14 protein-coding genes and 1 tRNA gene are annotated in these 17,330 nt (G+C 29.4%); 13 read left to right on the top strand and 2 right to left on the bottom strand.

The window, feature by feature from the left end; all coding sequences use genetic code 11:
• Positions 1-30: 30 nt before the first annotated feature.
• Positions 31-597: an elongation factor P gene (gene efp, locus M9409_RS02430; RefSeq protein WP_250226784.1), complete on the top strand. Its 567-nt coding sequence runs from the start codon at positions 31-33 to the stop codon at positions 595-597.
• 26 nt (positions 598-623) lie between these two features.
• On the opposite strand, the gene mscM is transcribed toward efp, so the two are convergent.
• Both mscM and asd read right to left on the bottom strand, forming a co-directional pair.
• Entirely contained in the window at positions 624-4,004 is a 3,381-nt protein-coding gene (gene mscM, locus M9409_RS02425) for a miniconductance mechanosensitive channel MscM (RefSeq protein WP_474198195.1), read from the bottom strand.
• Positions 4,005-4,049: 45 nt separating this feature from the next.
• Positions 4,050-4,943, bottom strand: a complete 894-nt coding sequence (gene asd / locus M9409_RS02420; RefSeq protein WP_250226782.1) for an archaetidylserine decarboxylase — start codon at positions 4,941-4,943, stop codon at positions 4,050-4,052.
• Positions 4,944-5,663: 720 nt separating this feature from the next.
• Between asd and orn the strand changes: the two genes are divergently transcribed.
• The 12 genes from orn (at position 5,664) to rpsF (ending at position 17,132) form a co-directional block, all read left to right on the top strand.
• Positions 5,664-6,212: an oligoribonuclease gene (orn, locus tag M9409_RS02415; RefSeq protein WP_250226781.1), complete on the top strand. Its 549-nt coding sequence runs from the start codon at positions 5,664-5,666 to the stop codon at positions 6,210-6,212.
• A gap of 161 nt (positions 6,213-6,373) precedes the next feature.
• Positions 6,374-6,450, top strand: a tRNA-Gly gene (locus M9409_RS02410).
• A 583-nt stretch (positions 6,451-7,033) separates the two neighbouring features.
• Positions 7,034-7,519: a tRNA (adenosine(37)-N6)-threonylcarbamoyltransferase complex ATPase subunit type 1 TsaE gene (tsaE, locus tag M9409_RS02405; RefSeq protein WP_250227206.1), complete on the top strand. Its 486-nt coding sequence runs from the start codon at positions 7,034-7,036 to the stop codon at positions 7,517-7,519.
• Entirely contained in the window at positions 7,516-8,787 is a 1,272-nt protein-coding gene (locus M9409_RS02400; protein WP_250226780.1) for an N-acetylmuramoyl-L-alanine amidase, read from the top strand. The genes tsaE and M9409_RS02400 overlap by 4 nt, the downstream gene beginning before the upstream one ends.
• Before the next feature lie 266 nt (positions 8,788-9,053).
• Positions 9,054-9,974, top strand: coding sequence for a tRNA (adenosine(37)-N6)-dimethylallyltransferase MiaA (gene miaA, locus M9409_RS02395; RefSeq protein WP_250227205.1), 921 nt, complete (start codon positions 9,054-9,056; stop codon positions 9,972-9,974).
• Positions 9,975-10,062: 88 nt separating this feature from the next.
• Positions 10,063-10,308 (top strand): RNA chaperone Hfq, encoded by a 246-nt coding sequence (gene hfq / locus M9409_RS02390; RefSeq protein WP_250226779.1) that lies wholly within the window; start codon positions 10,063-10,065, stop codon positions 10,306-10,308.
• 156 nt (positions 10,309-10,464) lie between these two features.
• Positions 10,465-11,754: a ribosome rescue GTPase HflX gene (hflX, locus tag M9409_RS02385; RefSeq protein WP_250226778.1), complete on the top strand. Its 1,290-nt coding sequence runs from the start codon at positions 10,465-10,467 to the stop codon at positions 11,752-11,754.
• A gap of 55 nt (positions 11,755-11,809) precedes the next feature.
• The gene (gene hflK / locus M9409_RS02380) at positions 11,810-13,105 is read left to right on the top strand and encodes an FtsH protease activity modulator HflK (RefSeq protein WP_250226777.1); all 1,296 of its coding nucleotides are present in this window, start codon (positions 11,810-11,812) and stop codon (positions 13,103-13,105) included.
• Positions 13,106-14,131: a protease modulator HflC gene (hflC, locus tag M9409_RS02375; RefSeq protein ID WP_250226776.1), complete on the top strand. Its 1,026-nt coding sequence runs from the start codon at positions 13,106-13,108 to the stop codon at positions 14,129-14,131.
• Positions 14,132-14,287: 156 nt separating this feature from the next.
• Positions 14,288-15,586, top strand: coding sequence for an adenylosuccinate synthase (locus M9409_RS02370; RefSeq protein WP_250226775.1), 1,299 nt, complete (start codon positions 14,288-14,290; stop codon positions 15,584-15,586).
• 276 nt (positions 15,587-15,862) lie between these two features.
• Positions 15,863-16,606, top strand: a complete 744-nt coding sequence (rlmB, locus tag M9409_RS02365; protein WP_250226774.1) for a 23S rRNA (guanosine(2251)-2'-O)-methyltransferase RlmB — start codon at positions 15,863-15,865, stop codon at positions 16,604-16,606.
• Between the two features lie 172 nt (positions 16,607-16,778).
• Positions 16,779-17,132 (top strand): 30S ribosomal protein S6, encoded by a 354-nt coding sequence (rpsF, locus tag M9409_RS02360; RefSeq protein WP_250226773.1) that lies wholly within the window; start codon positions 16,779-16,781, stop codon positions 17,130-17,132.
• Positions 17,133-17,330 lie beyond the last annotated feature (198 nt).

The following is a 17,330-nucleotide window of genomic DNA, read 5'->3' as shown; positions in this document are numbered from 1 at the left end:
TTTGTAAATTTTATTATTTAAAATATTTTTATGGTATTTTATAATATTAATGAATTTAGAACTGGACTCAAGGTTATTCAAAATGGAGTACCATGTGTTATTATTAGCCACGAATTTACAAAACCTGGAAAAGGACAAGCTTTTAGCCGTGTAAGATTTAGACAAATAATTTCTGGTAAAATATTAGAAAAGACTTTTAAGTCTGGAGATTTTTTAGAATCAGCTAATGTTATAGAAATCAGACTAATTTATGTTTATCACGATAATGAATTTTGGTATTTCATGAATGAAAGGAATTTTGAAGAAATTGCAGTTTCTGAAGCAATAATAGGAGAGAACAGAAAATGGATTACAAATCAATTAAATTATATAGTAACTTTATGGAATAAAGTACCAATTCTTGTCACTCCGCCTGATTGTATAGAATTAAAAATTATAAAGGTTACTCCGTTAAAAAAGAGTAGCACTGGCTCTTCTGGAGTTAAACTAGCTACTGTCAGTACTGGTGCTGTAATTAAAGTCCCTTTTTTTATTCAATTAGGGGAATTGATTAAAATTAATACTCGTTTAGGTACATATATATCTCGATCAAAATAAAATGTAATAAATATTTATGTTGTTATTTAATAATTTTTATTCGAATAATTTGAATAAAAATTATTAAATAATTGATCATGATGCAGATAAATTGGTGTATATGGTAATTTTATTCCATTATTTTGATAATATTCTATAATCAACATATGCATTTGATGACATAAAGGCATTCTTAGTTTTATATCTGATATATGTATTCGTATTTCGAACATAGGTAATCCTTGTTGTAAATCTACTAAATATACTTCTGGAGGTGGGGTATTTAAGGAAAAAGAAGAATTTTTTGCTATTTGTAATAAAAATTTAACTATTTCTTTCATATCTGTTTGTAAGGGAGCAGGTATACGTAATACTACTCGTGTTAAAGTGTCCGATAAAGACCAATTAATAAATTGTTTTGTGATAAATTCTTTATTTGGAATAATGATTTCTTTATGATTCCAATCAGTAATAATAGTTGCACGAGTGTTAATTCGAGTAATATTACCAGTAAGTTTGTTAATAGTTACAGTGTCGCCGATACGAATTGGTTTTTCAACAAGTATCATTAAACCAGAGATAAGATTAGCAAATATTTCTTGTAATCCAAAGCCTAATCCAACACCTAATGCTGCTATTAACCATTGTATCTTAGTCCATTCTATGCCTATTAAAGAACATCCTATTATTCCACCAAGAAACATCAATATATATTTAGTTAATGTGGTAATAGTATATCCTGTGCCTGGAGTGAGATCTAAATGTTGTAACACAATAAGCTCTAAAAATGCTGGTAAATTTTTCACTGTTTTTGTAGTGATAACAATTACTAAAACAGCAATAAGAAATGAATTTAATGTTATAGGTTGAATATTGTCTACTCCTTTTATAGTAGATGTGACGTCCCATAATGTAATATTTTCTAAAAAAGAAAATGCAGAACGCAATTCAGACCACAATACAGTCATCAATAATAGAGCAATTATAGTAATAATAGATCGTATTAGTTGTAATGATTGCGTGCTGATAGTGTCTAAATCTAAAATTTTTCTATTTTTTTCATCTTTAGATGTTAATTTGTTAATTTGTAGTAGTTGAGAAAAATTAGATTCATTATGTGTTCTTAGAGTTAATTGTAAAGTTCGTTTTTGTTTGGCGCGTTCGTAAGCAATATGACGTTGTTGGATCAACGTCCATCTACGAATGACATGGTATATGATTAATGATATAATCCAAATGAATAATGATTCTTCTAATCGTCCTAATAATTCCTGAGCAACAAATAAATAACCTAATATGCAAGAAACTGCTGCTATTAATGGTGCGCATATTATTATATTCCATAAACAATGATTTATGATATTGTCAGAAGAATCATATTTGTTTAAATATAAAGGCAATCCAGAGCGTTTTAATTTATTAGTAATAAAAGTTAAATAAACGCATAATAAAATAAAACATAAACGACCTAAAGTACTGGAAAATTCTCTGTTGTTATAATTATTAAATATAGTTATCATCATTATTAAAAAAACAATTGTTCCAACAGCCCAGGTATAATGATGTGAAAATACGTGTTGAACTCTTTTTTTAGACCAACCAAAATGAGCAATAAATAATCCCTTTGAAGATGCGAAATAAACACTTACTATAGATATCCATAATATGAAAGTTGTAGCATTAATTCCATCCTGAATTGCAACAGAAATAGGATATAACCAATTATGACTAAAACTATATCCTATGACTGCCCATAATGTCGGAACTGGTAAAGCAATTAACATTGAGTACCATATATTATAAAAAGTGAGCAAGAAATGATCTTGATTTACTTTTCCTATTTTTTTGCTAGATTGTTCTAAAAATGTTTGATAATGATGATGTACGGCGAAATACAATCCAATTGATATTGGCATACACAATATTATCAGTATTATTAATGGTTTTCGAGCAGTGAAGATTCTATTTAACGAAGATATTATTTGCTCATTAAATTCATCTGAAGTTAACAGTTTGCGCAAATCTTGATAAATGTTTAAAGGATAAGATATAGGAATTGGGTAAAAATCAGCGGTCCAGAATAAATAGCGATGCATAGCTTTTTGTATATCTTGTAGTGCTGCTTGAAGTTGTTGATATGCAGCTTTTAATTTTGTCAATTCCAAGATTTGTGTATCGAAACTATTTAACAATGAAGTGATAAGGTTGCATTGTATGGTGTATTGTGTTTCCAGAATATGTTTTTGAGGTATTGTTAGAGGTGTACCGTCATCTTGTTTGATTTGAGATGATAATGGTATTATTTTATTCAATTGATTTTCATATTGTAGACGTTTAATTCTTAGTTGCGCCACATTACGATCTAGTTGTCGAGATTTAGGTATCTCTGGAAATTTAGAGACCTGAGAGCGTAGTGTTTCTTTAATAACTGGAGATGTATCTAACCATTGTGTTTGTTCAATTAAGTTTTTGACAGTTTGGTGTGCTTGTAATATACATGCTGCAATTTCTTGATTTTTTGATTTAATGCTGTTTATGTGGTGTGTTTGTTGATTCAGGATAATTGAAAGATCATGATTGATTTGTGATTGTTTTTCGATAGATTTTGGTAATGTATTACAATTTTCTGGTAATATTTTTTTTGTATATTTAATGGGCTGTTTTTTTTCTTCTTGATATAAATAATTTAACTGATGTTTTGGTGTGTGTGTTTCATGGTTTATGTAATTGTATTTTTTTTTAAGTAATTCTATACGTAATTGGGATAATTCTTTGTGATTGTTGAGGTTTAATTTATTGAGCTCAAGTTCGTGTGTTTGTAATTGTTTAGCTGCTTGTTCTGATTGTAACGTAGTAAATTTAGCTTGTTTTACTAGAATATTTAGATTTGTTGTATATAATATTTTTTGTTGTTCTAAATTATTTAATATATTTTTAGTTGCGACTTCTTGTTGTGGTAATAATATTAATGAATTATTAATAGAATGTATAGAATTACATTCTTGTTTTAGTTGTTTTGATAGATTTGTTAATTGATTATTGATTCGAAATAATTTTTGTTTGAGATCATGTTCATAAAAATTTTCATCGAAATTAACGATGAGGTTGGGTGTATTATTGCATTCTTCATTTAATTGAAGAATGATATATGACAAGTCGTTTATGATTTTTTGGTATTCTTGAATTTTAATATTGGAATTATTTCGTTCAAAAATAAAACGCAATGTAGATTGTAGATTATTTATAATGGTTTGCTGATGAGCATTTATTATATGCTCTTTTTTTTGTACATATTGTAAGTATTTTTTTATTTCTTGTTTATTTGAAAAATTATAAGAAAAGGTTATTAATGGGAATAACCACGTTACTATATATGTCAATAAAAAGAAATATTTAAAAAATATAGTTTTCTTTTGAATAATGACCATATACATAATATTGCTGCATGAATCTGATAAAATATATAATATGAATTATGTATAATTGTTTTTTTGATTATATCCTTGTGCTAACGGCATTCCAATACGAGCAATATCATGTGGTCGTAGTAGATTATTAAAAATAACTTTTTTATTTCCAAACAAATTAATAACAGTAGATCCTAATTTGAATAAACCCATTTCATGTCCTTTTTTTATTATTATTGCATCATCAGTATTGTTTGTATGATTTGGTGGGTAACGCCAATGTCTCACAACGCCTTCGCGTGGCGGAGTAACTGTGCCTAACCATGTAGTTTCAATGCTTCCTACTATTATAGCGCCAATTAAAATTTGAGCCATGTAACCAAAATCTGTTTCGAATAAACAGATTACCCTTTCATTGCGAGAGAATATATTGGGTATATTTTTAGTAATTTTTGGATGTACTGAAAATAAATCACCGGGTATATACAGTACTTCACGAAGTGTGCCTGTACAAGGCATATAGATGCGATGGCAGTTTTGTGGAGGTATATAAATAATAATGAAACTTCCATCACTGAAATAGTCAATGATATTATCATGACCTGCTAGTAGTCCATCCAAATGATAAGAGGAGCCTTTTACTTGAAAAATATTTTTTTGGCTTATTTTTCCTATTTCAGTGATGATTCCATCAGCTGGGATGATTAATGTAGATGGATTGGTATCGATAGGCCGAGCATTTTTATGTAATTTTCGAGTAAAAAATGCATTAAATGTTGCATAATCGGTTAAATTGGGTTTGTCAGATTCTTTCATGTCTATTTTATAAATACGAATAAACAGAAGAATAGCGTAATGTGTTATCCATCCACCTTTCCATGAGGCTACAAGTCCTACCAAGTAAGTAATCCAGTACTTTGGCAGTAAATATTGCAGTAAAATTTGTATTTTTTTTGGCATAATATGTGTACCTAATTTGGATTATTCATTCTTAATTGAGAGATAGCGATTAGATGTACATTTCGCTGTTGGTTTGCGTTGGAAATACACATTCTCTTAAATATTACTATAACATATAATATATTATTAATCGCGCAAAAGTATGTAAAAGTTGTTTTAGTTTCATTGAAGAAATAAAGCTAATTCTATTATCGATAAAAATTCATTGAAGTAATAGTGATTACTAAATATATAGTCTTTTGATTTTTAGGATATATACAGTGATATATTTTATAAATGTAGTGATTTGCAATTTTTATAGATCATAAACTTTTTTGAATTTACAATAAGAAGTAATTATTAATTCTTGTAAGCATTACTAACATTTATAGTGAAAAATTGTTTGAGGGGATTTATTAGTAATTAATATTATTATTTCTGAAATATTGTAGAAAAATGAAATTTATAAGTAACAGATCTGTAATTTTATTTCAATAATACCATGATTTATTGTTTTTAATATTTGATGTATGCTTATACAGTATGTTAGTATCAGGTTTGTCATTTGAAATTATAAACTGATATTTGATGAATTTGTGTATAAACAATATTTGATGAGTTTGATAAATATTTAATATATTATGAGAATTGTGTGATGAATAATATGAATAGAAAATTCGATACTGTGGTAATGTCACTTATTGTAGTAAACGCTTAATATATAAGCATAAGTGGAATGATATGCGTGATAATAATTTGATATGGCTTGATCTGGAGATGACTGGATTGGATCCAGATCGAGATCGTATTTTGGAACTAGCCACTCTAGTTACTGATAGTAAATTGAATATTTTATCGGAAGGTCCGGTTGCAGTAATACATCAATCTGAATCTCAGTTGTTATCAATGGATGATTGGAACACGCGTGTACATAGCGCTACTGGATTAATAGAGAAGGTAAGATGTAGTACATTGGATGAGATTAGCGCATCTAATTTGACAATAAAGTTTTTGAGAAATTGGGTCAATTTTAAAAAATCACCGATATGCGGAAATAGTATAGCGCAAGATCGTCTATTTTTATTTCGATATATGCCGGAATTAGAATCGTATTTTAATCATCGTTATTTAGATGTGAGTACAATTAAAGAATTAATGATTCGATGGAGACCAGATTTGATATCTGGATTACAATTACAGCACACCCATTGCGCATTAGATGATATTCGTGAATCTGTTGCAGAATTGATGTATTATCGTAAGCATTTTATACGATTAAAAGGTGCGTAATAAAGTTGATAATGAATATAGTTTTATTTAAGAGTAGTAGGAATGAATGCTATTAACTTAATAAAATAATTAGTTGGTATGTATAAGTTAAGTGTATGGTTGTTGTTTGTATACGATCTAAATACATTGAATAATAATTATAATTTTTACTTCAAATAAAAGCGGGAATAGCTCAGTTTGGGAGAGCGCAACCTTGCCAAGGTTGAGGTCGCGAGTTCAAGTCTCGTTTCCCGCTCCATTTTAGTATTTACTTTATATCATTGATTGAATCATTATATATTAATTCCAAACTGCATTTGAAATAAGTGTATTATTTTTAATATATCTTAGAATCTTAAATTATGCATAAAACCATTGAATTATTTTTAGCTGACGGATAAATTAAACATATGTATTTATTAATATGGTAGTGAGCTCTATAAGTAGTAGAAGTTTAAATATAATAAAATATTTTCAGTTTTCTTTCATAAGTGTATGTAATATACAATTGCTTTTTCAATATATTGATTCGATGCTTATTACTCGTACTCTGTATATCAATATGTTTATATTGATATACAGAGTACATCATGCAAATCAATTTTTGAATATGTATATAGATTATAATTTTTTAATTTTAACTTGAAATTTTATTTAGTGTAGAGAAATGTAATGAGTGTTGGTATATTTTTTATATTTTTATATAAGTTTTATATATATTTAAATGTATCTAAATGTATCTACAAAATTGACTGCATAAGAAGTGATCATGCGAGGGATTGCTTATATTATTTTGTTTATAACAATATTGTGGCGTATAAGATATTAAATTTGTATTAATGATGAAAAAATATGTATTAGTATTATCTGATGAATTACAAACCTTGTCATTAGGTGCTACTTTAGCTTCTGTTTGCGTTCAAGGTTGTTTAATTTATTTAAATGGCTATATAGGGTCAGGAAAATCTGTTTTTTGTAAGGGATTTTTGCATGCATTAGGACATATTGGGCATATTAATAGTCCTACCTATACTTTAGTTGAATCTTATATGTTGACACATTGGCGTGTGTATCATTTTGATTTTTATAGGTTAATTTCTTCGGAAGAATTGGAGTGTATGGGAATTAGAGATTATTTTGATGATCATACTATATGTTTAGTAGAGTGGCCAAAACAAGGAATGGGAATTTTACCAAAAGAAGATATTTCGATAACAATAAATTATCATGATCGAAAAAATTTTAGGCAAGTCATTATAGAATCTTCTAGTAATGTGGGTCACAAAATGTGCGATGATTTGTTAGCATGTTGGAAACTAGATATATGAAGTTGAAATACGAAATAATTTTCGTAATGACAATATTTTCAAAATATTTATGTGTTGAATCAGTTATAGCATCAACCCTTAACTCAATCTCTGTTACCAATAATGTTGATCAAGCTACAGTAACATTAGAGAGCGCTGTTGTTCCCGTATATATGATATTTTCTTTGCATAACCCGGAAAGAATTGTAATAGATCTTTTAAAAACATCTAAAGTTCAAAAAAATATATTTCCAATAAATTTTAATGGCATTAATTTAGTTAAACGTGTTCGAACAAATACATCTCTTAGTTACCAAAGTATACGTATAGTATTAGATCTCACTTCTCCTTCAATTATAGGAACAATAACGCAACAACAAATCAAAGAAAATTATCGTATTATGTTAACAATTTTAAAAAAAACAGCATTTACTGTCCCTGATATAAGTACTCGAAAAACACCCCCTATTATAAATCGTAAAATTTATGTTAATTCAGGTCAATCGATAAATAATCAAAAGAAAATAATAGATACGCAATTTATAAAAAATCAAAATCACACCAATACATTTGCTCCTGTTGTTGTAGCTATTGATGCTGGACATGGAGGACAGGACCCAGGAGCTACAGGTCGCTGTGGAATATATGAAAAAAATATTACTATTAATATAGCTAAGAAACTAAAAAAATTATTGGATTTAGATCCTAATTTTAAAGCCGTTATGATTCGCGATGGAGACTATTTTCTATCGGTCATGGAACGCTCTAATTTGGCTCGGAAAAGAGAAGCCAATGTATTGGTGTCTATTCATGCAGATTCTGCCTTAAACACTAAAGTTAGAGGAGCGTCTGTTTGGGTTTTGTCTAATCGTCGAGCTAAAAGTGAAATGATACATTGGTTACAACGTAGTGAAAAACATTCAGAATTATTGGGAGGGTTGGGAGATATATTAACCAGTTATCATAATGATCCGTATTTTAATCATTTAGTTTTAGATTTACAATTTGGTTACGCCCAAAGAGCAGGGTATGATATTGCAGCACATGTGTTACATCAATTAAAAAATATTACTCCTTTGCATAAGGATATACCTGAGTACTCTAGTTTTGGGATATTACGATCCCCTGATATTCCATCGATTTTAGTAGAGACTGGATTTATTAGTAATGTAAAAGAAGAATGTCTTCTGGCTAGCAGTGGATATCAAGACAAAATAGCTAATGCTTTGCATAAAGGTTTACGTTCTTATTTCATAATGCCACAGCAAAAATTATTAGATCATTCATAAGCTCAAAAATATATATTTACTATAAATTAATAAATAAAAAAGCAACAATTATTATATTAAATAAGTTATTATAAATTTGGTCTGTTTTTCAGCAATAATTATTGATATTTATTGCATATACTTATACATATAAGAGTTAGTATGTGTCCCTAAATAATTGAATTTTTTTGATAAATTATAGAAATAATTTCAGGTAATTAACATTTTTGACTATATATGCATCAAAGGAGAATTTTATTAAACATAAACCGTTAGTCATATTTTTAATGGGTCCTACAGCTTCTGGGAAAACAAGTTTATCTATTGCTTTAAAAAAAAGAAAAGAAAAAATAGATATCATCAGTGTTGATTCAGCTTTGATATATCGCGATATGAATATCGGTACAGCTAAGCCTGTTGCTGAAGAATTAAAAATAGCCCCCCATAAATTGATAGATATCCGTGATCCAGTTGAATGCTATTCAGCAGGAGATTTTTGTCATGATGCAGATAATGAAATACAAAACATCATACGATCTGAATACACACCCTTTTTGGTTGGTGGAACGATGTTGTATTTTAAAACTCTGTTAGAGGGGTTGTTTTTTTTACCATCAAGTAATCAAAAAATTCGTGATGATCTGGAATATGAAGCGCAGAGAACAGGATGGATAAATATACACGATTTATTAAAACATATTGATCCGATTTCAGCTGCAAAAATTCATTTAAATGATCACAAGAGAATAATTCGAGCATTAGAAATCTTCTTTATTTCTGGTAAAACGTGGACAGAATTAAAATTGATGACCAATCAACGATTGAAATATCGATTTTACCAATTTGCCATTGTTCCATCAAGTCGTGATATATTATATAAACGAATTGAAGAACGGTTTCATAGAATGTTAGAGATCGGATTTGAAAATGAGGTTATCAGATTGTTTGATCGATCTGATTTGCATACAAAAGAAGTCAAGCCGTCCATTTCTTGTGTAGGTTATCGTCAAATGTGGGAATATTTATCTGGTGAAATTAATTATAGTCAGATGGTAGTCAAAGGAATTTGTGCTACTCGGCAACTTGCGAAACGACAATTAACCTGGCTACGTAGATGGCCGAATTTATGTTGGTTAAATAGTGATAATTTATCTGAAGCAACTGATAATATATCGAAGATATTAATCAAAAATTCATCTGACATATAAAAATTTTAAAAAATTAAAATTTGGAATTATTTTTTGATTTATTTAGACCGTTTAAAATAATATAAAATTAATTTTAAGGATATTGAAAATGCATAAAGTTCAATTATTACAAGATCCATTTTTAAACGTGTTGCGACGGGAACGCGTTCCGGTTTTTATTTATTTGGTAAACGGCATTAAATTGCAAGGAGAAATCGAGTCGTTTGATAAATTTGTGATTTTGTTAAGAAATACAGTGAATCAAATGATTTATAAGCATGCTATATCTACTATTGTTCCTTCCCGTTTTGTTTCATACTATGCTAGTCATGCTATCAATCAAACTGCATTCTGATCGTGTATTTAAGAGGCTGTGTGATCTTTTTTTAAGTATAATTATATATTAATATGTGGTATTACCAAATATTATTAAATATAGTATAATAAATATATTGATAACTTTCATTGTATACGATTGAATATATATAATTTATTTGTGGAGTAGATTTTATTGTATGATTTAGGTTATTTGAATAATCAATCTATTTTAGTTAATATTACTTTTTTTGATAAAAAAAAACAAAATAAAAGTTTCAATTTACAGGAATGTTTGTCTTTGGCATCCACAGCAGGCATGGAGATATTGGAAATTCTTACGAGTAATGGAAAAACTTGTAATGCTAAATATTTTATTGGAATCGGAAAAGTATTAGAGCTTGAACGCATGATTCAAAATAATTCTGTATCTATTGTGTTGTTTAATTGTATTTTATCTCCTCATCAAGAACGAAATCTTATGTGTCTATTAAAATGTAAGATAATTGACAGAAATCAACTCATTCTTAATATCTTTGCGCAACGCGCACGTACGTACGAAGGTAAGTTGCAAGTAAGATTAGCTCAACTGAAGCATTTGAACTCTCGTTTAGTGCATGAATGGAGTCATCTTGAGCGTCAAAAAGGAGGTATTGGTTTACGAGGAGGGTCAGGAGAAATGCAATTAGAAAGTGATCGTCGTTTATTGCGTAAGGAAATGACCCAGATTTTATTGCGTTTAAAAAAAATAGAAAATCAACGAGAACAGGGCAGACGACATCGTGTTAGAATTGGGGTACCTACTGTTTCTTTAGTAGGATATACAAATGCTGGAAAATCTACTTTATTTAACGTAATGACTGCATCACATGCATATACGTCATCAAAACTTTTTGCTACTCTTGATCCTACAAGTAGACGTATTGTATATAAGGGAATACATGACATTATATTAACAGATACGGTGGGTTTTATTCAGAATTTACCAAATGATTTAGTATCTTCTTTTAAAGCAACCTTACAAGAAACGGTAGAAGCAACGCTATTATTACATGTTGTAGATGTTTCTGACGAAAAGTTTGAACAAAATATTAACACGGTACATTGTATGTTGAGTAATTTGAACGTTCATAATATTCCAATGCTGTTAGTGATGAACAAGATAGATCGATTAAAAGAAATAGTGCCACATATTGACCGCGATAATCATGGTTATCCAAGTCAAGTTTGGATATCAGCTCAAAATAATTTAGGTATTTCTTTGGTGCTACAAGCTGTTAATGAGTTACTATCAAACAATATGATTTCTTATGAATTGAGAATACCTATGAATAATGATTTATGCGAGAAGTTGTATAGACTACAAGTTGTTAAACAATATTGGGTTGAAGATGATAATTATGTTAGGTTAAAAATATATTTATCTGCTGTAAATTGGGGTCGTTTGTTAAAAAATAATAAATTATTGATAAATTATATTGTTTAATATTTTTAAAACAATAGAAATAGTTAGATCACTCATATAGTGTGTGAGGAAAAATATGGTTTGTAATCATCTTAATAACTATAGGTATATTTATGATCCATGGATACATCATTCTAGAAATGATGTAGATCATGCTTTTCTTGAAGATAATAATAAATCTGAATTTAATATATTAGATACAGATAAGTATTTAGATAAAATAACCGATAAATTAAATATATTTAGCAATCACAATAAAGATTCAGAAAAATTTCCTAGAAATAAAAATTTTTTTATCATATTAATATTGATTATTGTTGCTTTTGTGTGGATTATGAGCGGTTTATATACGATTAAAGAAGCGGAACGTGGAGTAGTTTTAAGATTTGGAAAATATCATCATTTAGTACAACCAGGGCTAAATTGGAAACCTACTTTTTTTGATATTGTAATTCCAGTAAATGTAGAATCAGTACGTGAACTAGCAGCCTCTGGTATGATGTTAACTTCAGATGAAAATGTAGTTCGAGTAGAGATGAATGTACAGTATCGTGTAACTAATCCAAAAAACTATTTATTTAACGTTATTGATGCTGATGATAGCTTGCGTCAAGCCACTGATAGCGCTTTGCGTGGAGTTATTGGAAAATATAATATGGATCGTATTTTAACAGAAGGACGCACGGTAGTACGTAGTGATACGCGAAGAGTTTTAGAGCAAACAATACGTCCTTATAACATGGGTATTACTTTATTAGACGTAAACTTTCAAACAGCACGTCCTCCAGAAGAGGTAAAAGCAGCATTTGATGATGCTATTGCCGCTCGAGAAAATGAACAGCAATACATTCGTGAAGCTGAAGCTTATGCCAATGAAGTGCAGCCACGTGCTAATGGACACGCGCAACGTATTTTAGAAGAAGGTCGTGCATATAAAGCACGCACTATCTTGGAAGCACAAGGAGAAGTACAAAGATTTTCTAAAATTTTACCGGAGTATAGAGCAGCTCCTGAAATTACTCGTGAGCGATTATATATTAATTCCATGGAACGTGTGTTAAGCAATACTAGAAAAATATTTGTAAATTCAAAAAATACACAGAACGTATTATTACTACCTTCAGGTCAAGTAGATAAAATTAAAAATAATAATAAAATCGCGTATTCTGATAGTATTGATAACACTGATGATGCGCTTAATTTAAATCAAATATGCGCCACTAGTGATACTGACATGAATGATTCACAGTTAATATCAAAAAGTACTCAGCTGTCTCATCATACGAGTTCTATACCTAAAGAAAAAGTATTAGATCAAAGACAGGCTAATATACAACGTATTGATATTGCACGTAAAGGGAGAGAGTCGTAGATGATACGAAATTTTTTTTCATTTGTTATGTGTATAATAATAATATTATTTTTTTCTTTGTTTACAATAGAAGAGGGGCATAAAGGTATTATATTGCGTTTTGGTAAAGTATTACGTGATACAAATAATAATCCATTGATCTACAATCCTGGATTGCATATAAAAATTCCATTTATTGAGACAATTAAAATTTTAGATTCACGTATTCAAACCATGGATAACCAAGCAGATCGGTTTGTTACTATGGAAAAAAAGGATTTGATTATTGATTCTTATATAAAATGGCGTATTAGTGATTTGAGTCGATATTATTTAGCAACAGGAGGGGGTGATATTTCTCAAGCGGAAGTGTTAATAAAACGAAAATTTTCCGATCGTTTACGTTCAGAATTAGGGAGATTAAATGTTCAAGGCATTGTGACAGATTCTCGCAATAAATTAATGACAGATGTACGTGCGTCGTTAAATAATGGTACTTCAGGAGAAGAAGAGCCAGAGTTTCATTTTAATAATATTAAAAAATCTAATTTCTATTTGAAAAATTATGATATTTCAAAACAAGAACAATATCGTGTTTCTGATTTGGTTCATCCAAACAGTATGGCTGCATTGGGTATTGAGATTGTGGATGTACGAATTAAGCAAATAAATTTACCGACAGAGGTATCTGATGCAATTTATCAGCGTATGCGCGCAGAACGTGATGCTGTTGCTAGGCGGCATAGATCACAGGGACGAGAAGAAGCGGAAAAATTACGTGCTACAGCAGATTATGAAGTAACACGTACTTTAGCTGAGGCTAAACGTCAGTCGTTAATTATTCGGGGTGAAGCTGATGCAGAAACTGCTAAACTATATGCTACTACTTTCAATGAAGATCCTTCATTTTATGCGTTAGTACGCACTTTACGTGCGTATGAAAATAGTTTTAAGAAAAATAACAATGATCTTATGGTATTAAGCGCGGAAACTGATTTTTTACGTTTTATGAAATCACCAAAAAGTACTACTGGGCTTAATAATTAATTATATAATTCAAGATATTTGTAGATTCTTGGATAATCATTATTTATGCTGTTCGATTAAATAGATTATATATGACCTGATGGAATAGAAAGCATCATGTACCCACAATGTATTATTAATAAAATAGTTATTTGAATTAATAGGTGACTTTAAGAAATGGCTAGAAGCATTGTTGTAATAGGAGCTCAATGGGGTGATGAAGGTAAAGGCAAAATAGTTGATTGGTTAGCTTCACGAGCTCAATATGTAGTGCGTTATCAAGGAGGAGATAACGCTGGTCATACTATTGTGGTAGACCGTAAAAAAATAACTTTGCATTTAATTCCTTCTGGAATTTTACATAATCATGTTACTACCATTATTACTAATGGAGTTGTATTATCGCCAGTTTCTTTAATAAAAGAAATAAAAATCTTATTAAAATCAGGTCTTTCAACATGTAAACGCATATTTGTTTCTGCGTCTTGCCCTATGTTGCTGCCTTATCATGTAGCAATGGATTTGGCTAGAGAAAATGATCGCATCTCTAAAACCATTGGCACGACAGGGTGTGGTATTGGGCCAGCACACGAAGATAAAGTTGCGCGACGCGCTTTACGAATAAGCGATTTATATAACATAAAGAGTTTTAAAAAAAAATTGAAAAATGTGATAGATTATTATAATTTTCAATTAGTTAATTATTATAAAACACATCCTATTAATTATCAGATTGTTTTAGATGAAGTTATGTCAGTATCTGACATGTTGATAGATATGGTTGTTGATGTAACCGAGTTATTAGATGATGCTGCAAAACGAGGTGATTCAGTTATATTTGAAGGAGCTCAGGGTAGTTTATTAGATGTAGATCATGGAACATATCCTTATGTTACTTCTGCTCATACTATCTCTGGAAGTGTAAGCGTTGGTGCAGGAGTTGGGCTTAGTTATATTGATTATGTTTTAGGTATTGTAAAAGCGTATTCTACTCGTGTTGGATTTGGTCCTTTTCCTACGGAATTGTCAAATGATATAGGTAATTGGTTATGTATGAATGGGAATGAATTTGGTTCTACTACTGGACGCCGTCGTCGTACTGGTTGGTTTGATGCGGTATCAGTACGGTATTCCGTAAAAATTAATTCTTTTTCTTCGTGTTGTTTAACAAAACTGGATGTTTTGGATGGCTTAAAAGAGCTAAAAATTTGTATTGCATATCGCAATAAAAATGGACAAATAATACATAAATGTCCATCTTCTTTGGAAGAATGGGAAGCTTTAGAACCTATATATGAAACATTACCCGGGTGGATGACAAGCACTGTAGGCATCACGGTGTTCCATCATCTTCCTAAAGAGTCACAATTATATGTAAAACGCATAGAAAAACTTATCGGAGTTCCTATAAGTATTATTTCTACTGGTTTAGACCGTTCTGCAATAATAATATTGCGTAATCCGTTTGATTCTTAATGCAATATGAGGGAATTGATATCTTATTTTGAATAAAAGACTATTTATTTGGTCAATAAATATTAAATTTATTTTTATTTATATTAAATATACGGTTACGATAAATAAAATATCTCAACATATTATATATCACTATATTTAGAATTAATAAATTCATGATAATGGTATATATCTAAATACATTGTATACCATGTCATTAGTAATAACATGGTATACAATGTATTTTACAAAGTTTATTTCGAATATTATGTGGAACTAATTATTTTCATAAGTGAAATGAGCGAATTAGTATATGGTATACATTCTGTAAAATCGGTTTTAGACAATTATTCCCAGCGAATTTTGTCTGTGTGTATTATGCATAAATCTAAAGATTTGCGTTTGAAATTGTTAATTGATCAAATAAAACAATGTAAAATTAGTATTCAAGAATGTAGTCGCCGACAGTTAGATATTCAAGCGCGAGGTGCGTTGCATCAAGGTATCATTGCCAAAATAGTTACAAATTGTTGTATGCAAGAAAATGATTTGCCGAATTTTTTAATGAAATGTAAAACCACACCATTATTAGTGGTATTAGATGGAGTGACTGATCCACATAATTTGGGTGCATGTTTAAGATCCGCAGATGCAGCCGGGGCGCATATAGTTATTGCACCACGTAATCGTTCAGCGCGTTTAAATGGAACAGTTAGAAAAGTGGCTAGTGGATCTGTAGATAATGTACCTTTTATGCAAGTAACTAATTTAATTAGGACGTTACGATTACTTCAAAAATATAATATTTGGATTATTGGCACTGTAATAAAATCTCAACATCTAATTTTTAACAGTAAATTAATTAGGCCATTAGCTTTTGTAATGGGTTCCGAGGGCGATGGTATTCGTTACCTAACCCAAAAAAATTGCGATGAACTAATTACTATTCCAATGTTAGGGGTTGCAACATCTCTTAATGTTTCAGTAGCTACAGGAATATGTTTATTTGAAGCATTGAGACAACGTAATCAATATAAATAATGCTTCTTGTCATTATGTGGGTATAGTTTCTTCAAGAAAATAAAGTTTTAAAATTTATATAAACGATCGTTTAAGAATAAAATACGCAAGAAATATAAACATTTATATTTTTTTTTAAGAATGTTATTCTTTCAATAAAAGTGGAAAAATTATAATGAAGGGAAAATAATATATGCGTTATTATGAAATAGTTTTTATGATACATCCTGATTTTAAAGAAGAAATATCTAATATAATTGGTCACTACACCACCATTATTACTAATGGTCAAGGAAAAATTCATCGCATAGAAAATTGGGGACGTCGCCAATTAGCGTACCCAGTTAAAAAGTTGCATAAAGCTTATTATGTGTTATTAAACATAGAAGTATCTCAAGATATTGTTAAAGAATTAAATGATGATTGTCATTTTAACAAAAAAATCATACGTAGTATGATAATACGAACTAAATATGCGGTCGTTGAACCATCTCCTATGATGAAAAAAAGAGAAGAAAATCAAGAGTATTACATAAATAGTACATAGTACAATAAAATATATTATGCACATCAAGTACGAAGGAAGTTATTAGTTTTATTTAAATAAATATTTATTAGTATTGTGTTAGTTTTAATGAAATGTTTGTGGATTTTAACAATGAAAATGATAATTGAAAATCTAGAAATATTTCGATTACTTTTTATTTTAAAAAAGTAATAATTTTTAATTATAAAATAAGTTCAT

Origin of the sequence: Blochmannia endosymbiont of Camponotus sp. C-046 (genome assembly GCF_023585865.1) — a bacterium.
Taxonomy (GTDB): Bacteria; Pseudomonadota; Gammaproteobacteria; order Enterobacterales; family Enterobacteriaceae; genus Blochmanniella.
The sequence above is the reverse complement of the archived record's forward strand: the minus strand, read 5'-3'. Positions and strand labels throughout refer to the sequence as shown.